Source organism: Streptococcus mitis (assembly GCF_001579035.1).
Lineage (GTDB): Bacteria > Bacillota > Bacilli > Lactobacillales > Streptococcaceae > Streptococcus > Streptococcus mitis_J.
Map to the genome: position 1 here is coordinate 90,990 of NZ_KQ970287.1, position 5,838 is coordinate 96,827.

At 40.2% G+C, this 5,838-nt stretch carries 4 protein-coding genes; all 4 read left to right on the forward strand.

Annotated elements, in window-relative coordinates; translation table 11 throughout:
- The coding region (gene ftsX / locus SMIDD26_RS04895) for a permease-like cell division protein FtsX (RefSeq protein ID WP_134990186.1) at positions 1–533 on the forward strand (533 nt) is incomplete at its 5' end.
- A gap of 418 nt (positions 534–951) precedes the next feature.
- Positions 952–3,132 carry a PTS transporter subunit IIBC gene (locus tag SMIDD26_RS04900; RefSeq protein WP_134990171.1) on the forward strand — a complete coding sequence of 727 codons (2,181 nt, stop codon included), beginning with the start codon at positions 952–954 and terminating at the stop codon, positions 3,130–3,132.
- Positions 3,133–3,183: 51 nt separating this feature from the next.
- Positions 3,184–3,999: an endonuclease/exonuclease/phosphatase family protein gene (locus tag SMIDD26_RS04905; protein WP_061439263.1), complete on the forward strand. Its 816-nt coding sequence runs from the start codon at positions 3,184–3,186 to the stop codon at positions 3,997–3,999.
- A gap of 140 nt (positions 4,000–4,139) precedes the next feature.
- Entirely contained in the window at positions 4,140–5,483 is a 1,344-nt protein-coding gene (locus SMIDD26_RS04910; RefSeq protein WP_061439264.1) for a DEAD/DEAH box helicase, read from the forward strand.
- The last annotated feature ends 355 nt before the right edge of the window (positions 5,484–5,838 follow it).

A 5,838-nucleotide genomic window follows, 5' to 3' on the forward strand; every position in this document is an offset into this window, starting at 1 on the left:
CCCTCTATGATGCCTATATTGTTGATACAAATACGCCAAGTGATGTAAAAACTGTAGCCGAGGATGCTAAAAAAATTGAAGGTGTGTCTGAGGTTCAGGATGGTGGTGCCAATACAGAACGCCTATTCCAACTAGCATCATTTATCCGTGTTTGGGGACTAGTTATTGCAGGACTTTTGATTTTCATTGCAGTTTTCTTGATTTCTAATACTATTCGTATTACCATTATTTCTCGCAGTCGCGAAATTCAAATCATGCGCTTGGTTGGTGCTAAGAACAGTTATATCCGTGGACCTTTCTTACTTGAAGGTGCCTTCATTGGTTTGCTTGGAGCAACTGCACCATCAGTGTTGGTCTTTATTGTTTATCGAATGGTTTACCAATCTGTCAATAAGTCGTTGGTCGGACAAAATCTTTCTATGATCGCGCCAGAGGTATTTACTCCTCTGATGATCGCCCTATTATTTGTGATTGGAATTTTCATCGGTTCACTGGGATCAGGAATTTCTATGCGCAGATTCTTGAAGATTTAGGTAAACTAGCTACTTTTATGAGGAGATTAAATGATCTCCTTTTTTGCTACAAAAGTTTTAGAAAAGGGACTTCTAATACTCAATGGAAATCAAAGAGCAAACTAGGTAGCTAGCCATAGGATGCTCAAAATCCTGTTTTGAGGTTATAGATAAGACTGACGAAGTCAGTCACATATATACGGTAAGGCGACGCTGACGTGGTTTGAAGAGATTTTCGAAGAGTATCAAGAAGTCGCTCAGAGAAGACTTCTTGATGGCTAATTTGAACTTGAAATTTGGCACTAGAAATTTTTTTGAAAAAAGAGTATTTTTTTGAATAAAAGCCTTTACAAAAAAAATTAAAGTGGTATAATTAAATCATAAAAGGTGCAAACGTTTTCGTAAAACGTTTGCCTAAATAAAAATAAAGGAGATTTGAATGATGAAAGATACATTCAAAAATGTCTTGTCTTTCGAATTTTGGCAAAAATTCGGTAAGGCTTTGATGGTGGTTATCGCGGTTATGCCGGCTGCTGGTTTGATGATTTCAATCGGTAAGTCTATCGTGATGATTAACCCAACCTTTGCACCACTTGTCATCACAGGTGGAATTCTTGAGCAAATCGGTTGGGGGGTTATCGGTAACCTTCACATTTTGTTTGCCCTAGCCATTGGAGGAAGCTGGGCTAAAGAACGTGCTGGTGGTGCTTTCGCCGCTGGTCTTGCCTTCATCTTGATTAACCGTATCACTGGTACAATCTTTGGTGTATCAGGCGATATGTTGAAAAATCCAGATGCTATGGTAACTACTCTCTTTGGTGGTTCAATCAAAGTTGCTGATTACTTTATCAGTGTTCTTGAAGCTCCAGCCTTGAACATGGGTGTATTCGTAGGGATCATCTCAGGTTTTGTAGGGGCAACTGCTTACAACAAATACTACAACTTCCGTAAACTTCCTGATGCACTTTCATTCTTCAACGGAAAACGTTTCGTACCATTTGTAGTTATTCTTCGTTCAGCAATCGCTGCAATTCTACTTGCTGCTTTCTGGCCAGTAGTTCAAACAGGTATCAATAGCTTTGGTATCTGGATTGCCAACTCACAACAAACTGCACCAATTCTTGCACCATTCTTGTATGGTACTTTGGAACGCTTGCTCTTGCCATTTGGTCTTCACCACATGTTGACTATCCCAATGAACTACACAGCTCTTGGTGGTACTTATGACATTTTAACTGGTGCAGCTAAAGGTACTCAAGTATTTGGTCAAGACCCACTATGGCTTGCATGGGTAACAGACCTTGTTAACCTTAAAGGTACAGATGCAAGTCACTACCAACAATTGTTAGATACTGTTCACCCAGCTCGTTTCAAAGTTGGACAAATGATCGGTTCATTCGGTATCTTGATGGGTGTGATCGTGGCTATCTACCGTAATGTCGATGCTGATAAGAAACATCAATATAAAGGTATGATGATTGCGACAGCTCTTGCAACATTCTTGACAGGGGTTACTGAACCAATCGAATACATGTTCATGTTTGTAGCAACACCTATGTATCTTGTTTACTCACTTGTTCAAGGTGCTGCCTTTGCTATGGCTGACGTTGTAAACCTACGTATGCACTCATTCGGTTCAATCGAGTTCTTGACTCGTACACCTATTGCAATCAGTGCTGGTATCGGTATGGATATCATTAACTTCATTTGGGTAACTGTTCTCTTTGCTGTAATCATGTACTTTATCGCAAACTTCATGATTCAAAAATTCAACTACGCAACTCCAGGACGTAACGGAAACTACGAAACTGCTGAAGGTTCAGAAGAATCTAGCAGCGAAGTGAAAGTTGCAGCAGGTTCTCAAGCTGTAAACATTATCAACCTTCTTGGTGGACGTGCAAACATCGTTGATGTTGACGCATGTATGACTCGTCTTCGTGTAACTGTTAAAGATGCAGATAAAGTAGGAAATGCAGAGCAATGGAAAGCAGAAGGAGCTATGGGTCTTGTCATGAAAGGACAAGGGGTTCAAGCTATCTACGGACCAAAAGCTGACGTATTGAAATCTGATATCCAAGATATCCTTGATTCAGGTGAAATCATTCCTGAAACTCTTCCAAGCCAAATGACTGAAGCACAACAAAACACTGTTCACTTCAAAGGTCTTACTGAGGAAGTTTACTCAGTAGCAGACGGTCAAGTTGTTGCTTTGGAACAAGTAAAAGATCCAGTATTTGCTCAAAAAATGATGGGTGATGGATTTGCAGTAGAACCTGCAAATGGAAATATCGTATCTCCAGTTTCAGGTACTGTATCAAGCATCTTCCCAACAAAACATGCTCTTGGTATTGTGACTGAAGCAGGTCTTGAAGTATTGGTTCACATTGGTTTGGACACAGTAAGTCTTGAAGGTAAACCATTTACAGTTCATGTTGCTGAAGGACAAAAAGTTGTAGCAGGTGATCTCCTTGTCACAGCTGACTTGGATGCTATCCGTGCAGCAGGACGTGAAACTTCAACAGTAGTTGTCTTCACAAATGGTGATGCAATTAAATCAGTTAAATTAGAAAAAACAGGTTCTCTTGCAGCTAAAACAGCAGTTGCTAAAGTAGAATTGTAATATACTTGAGGTTGGAAGCTGTATTCCAACCTCTTATTTTGGGAGAAAAGAATGAAATTTTTAACACTCAATACTCACAGTTGGATGGAAAAAGAAGCTGAGGAAAAATTCCAGATTTTGCTTGAGGATATTCTTGAAAAAGACTATGATTTGATTTGTTTCCAAGAAATCAATCAGGAGATCACATCTCCAGAGGTGGAGGTTAATGACTTTTATCAAGCTTTGCCAGCAGCTGAGACTATTCATCAAGACCACTATGTTAGACTCTTGGTTGAAAAGTTGTCTGAGCAAGGGAAAAATTACTACTGGACTTGGGCCTATAACCATATCGGTTATGACCGTTACCATGAAGGTGTGGCTATCTTGTCTAAAACACCTATTGAAGCCAGAGAAATTTTAGTTTCAGATGTGGATGATCCAACAGACTATCATACTCGCCGTGTCGCCCTGGCTGAAACTGTAGTTGATGGTAAGGAGCTTGCAGTTGCCAGTGTCCACCTTTCTTGGTGGGATAAAGGTTTCCAAGAAGAATGGGCGCGATTTGAGGCTGTCTTGAAAGAATTGAACAAGCCACTTTTGCTGGCTGGAGATTTCAACAACCCAGCTGGTCAGGAAGGATACCAAGCTATTTTAGCTAGTTCATTAGGCTTACAAGACGCATTTGAAGTTGCTCAAGAGAAAAGTGGTAGCTATACTGTTCCGCCAGAAATTGATGGCTGGAAGGGGAATACAGAACCCCTTCGAATCGACTATGTTTTTACTAGCAAGGAGTTAGCGGTAGAAAATTTACATGTCGTATTTGATGGCAACAATAGTCCGCAAGTGAGTGATCACTATGGCTTGAATGCTACTTTAAACTGGAAATAATAACTGAAAAGAGGTTGGGATTCACAAATTCCAGCCTTTTTCTGATTAGATGAACTACTGAAAGTAAGCTCTATGAGAGAGACTACTGAAATGGAATAAAATGTGGTATAATTGATAAGATAGATAGAATCGAGGATAGTATGTCATTTACGAAATTTCAATTTAAAAACTATATTAGAGAAGCCTTGGAGGAGTTGAAATTTACAACTCCAACAGAGGTACAAGATAAGTTGATTCCCATTGTCTTGGCAGGCCGAGATTTGGTTGGAGAATCAAAAACAGGTTCAGGTAAGACTCACACTTTCTTGTTACCGATTTTCCAGCAATTAGATGAAGCTAGCGATAGTGTACAAGCAGTGATTACTGCACCGAGTCGTGAGTTGGCTACTCAAATTTACCAAGCAGCTCGTCAGATTGCTGCCCACTCAGACGTGGAAGTTCGTGTGGTTAATTACGTGGGAGGGACAGATAAGGCTCGCCAGATTGAGAAATTGGCAAGCAACCAGCCTCATATTGTTATTGGAACACCAGGCCGTATTTACGACTTGGTTAAATCCGGTGATTTGGCTATTCACAAGGCCAAGACCTTTGTGGTCGATGAGGCAGACATGACCTTGGATATGGGATTCTTGGAAACTGTTGATAAGATTGCTGGCAGTCTTCCAAAAGATTTGCAATTCATGGTCTTCTCAGCGACTATTCCACAAAAACTGCAACCATTCTTGAAAAAATACTTGTCAAATCCTGTTATGGAGAAAATCAAGACCAAAACGGTCATTTCTGATACCATTGATAATTGGTTGATTTCTACCAAGGGACGTGATAAGAATGCTCAAATTTACCAGTTGACTCAGTTGATGCAACCCTATTTGGCAATGATTTTTGTTAACACTAAAACGCGTGCTGATGAATTGCATTCTTACCTGACTGCTCAAGGTTTGAAGGTGGCAAAGATTCACGGAGATATTGCTCCTCGTGAGCGCAAGCGTATCATGAATCAGGTAAAAAATCTGGATTTTGAGTACATTGTCGCAACAGATTTGGCAGCGCGTGGGATTGACATTGAAGGTGTTAGCCATGTCATCAATGATGCCATTCCGCAAGACTTATCTTTCTTTGTGCACCGTGTTGGTCGTACTGGACGCAATGGCCTAGCTGGTACAGCTATTACTCTTTACCAGCCGAGCGATGACTCGGATATCCGTGAGTTGGAGAAATTGGGAATCAAGTTTACTCCTAAGATGGTCAAAGATGGAGAATTCCAAGATACCTATGACCGTGATCGTCGTGCAAACCGTGAGAAAAAACAAGATAAGCTTGATATCGAAATGATTGGTTTGGTTAAAAAGAAAAAGAAAAAAGTCAAACCGGGTTATAAGAAGAAAATTCAATGGGCGGTTGATGAAAAGCGCCGTAAAACCAAGCGTGCAGAAAGTCGTGCTCGTGGACGTGCAGAGCGTAAAGCTAAACGCCAAACATTTTAATAGAAATTGTTGGAGTACTGAGCTCCAACTTTTTGCTTTATGAGAACGAACTATCTAAACAGAAACATTACATTAAAGACTGCAAATTGCGATTAAAAATGGTATAATGATAAAGTTATATAGTCCCGATAAGATGGTAGGTATTTCTATTTTTTCTTGCGAGTCGCAACTCGCAAAGACTGACGGCTCCAAAGTAGTCGCTCGTCATTCTACGGTTGCCGCTATAAGGCGGTCACCCTATGCGCCTTACTAGTTTCAGAAATAAAAAAGTATTGTTTTTATTTCTTTCGCGTCGTAACTCTTAGATAATGGAAATACCTACCAGTACTTTGTAACTCTATAACACTATTTTTAA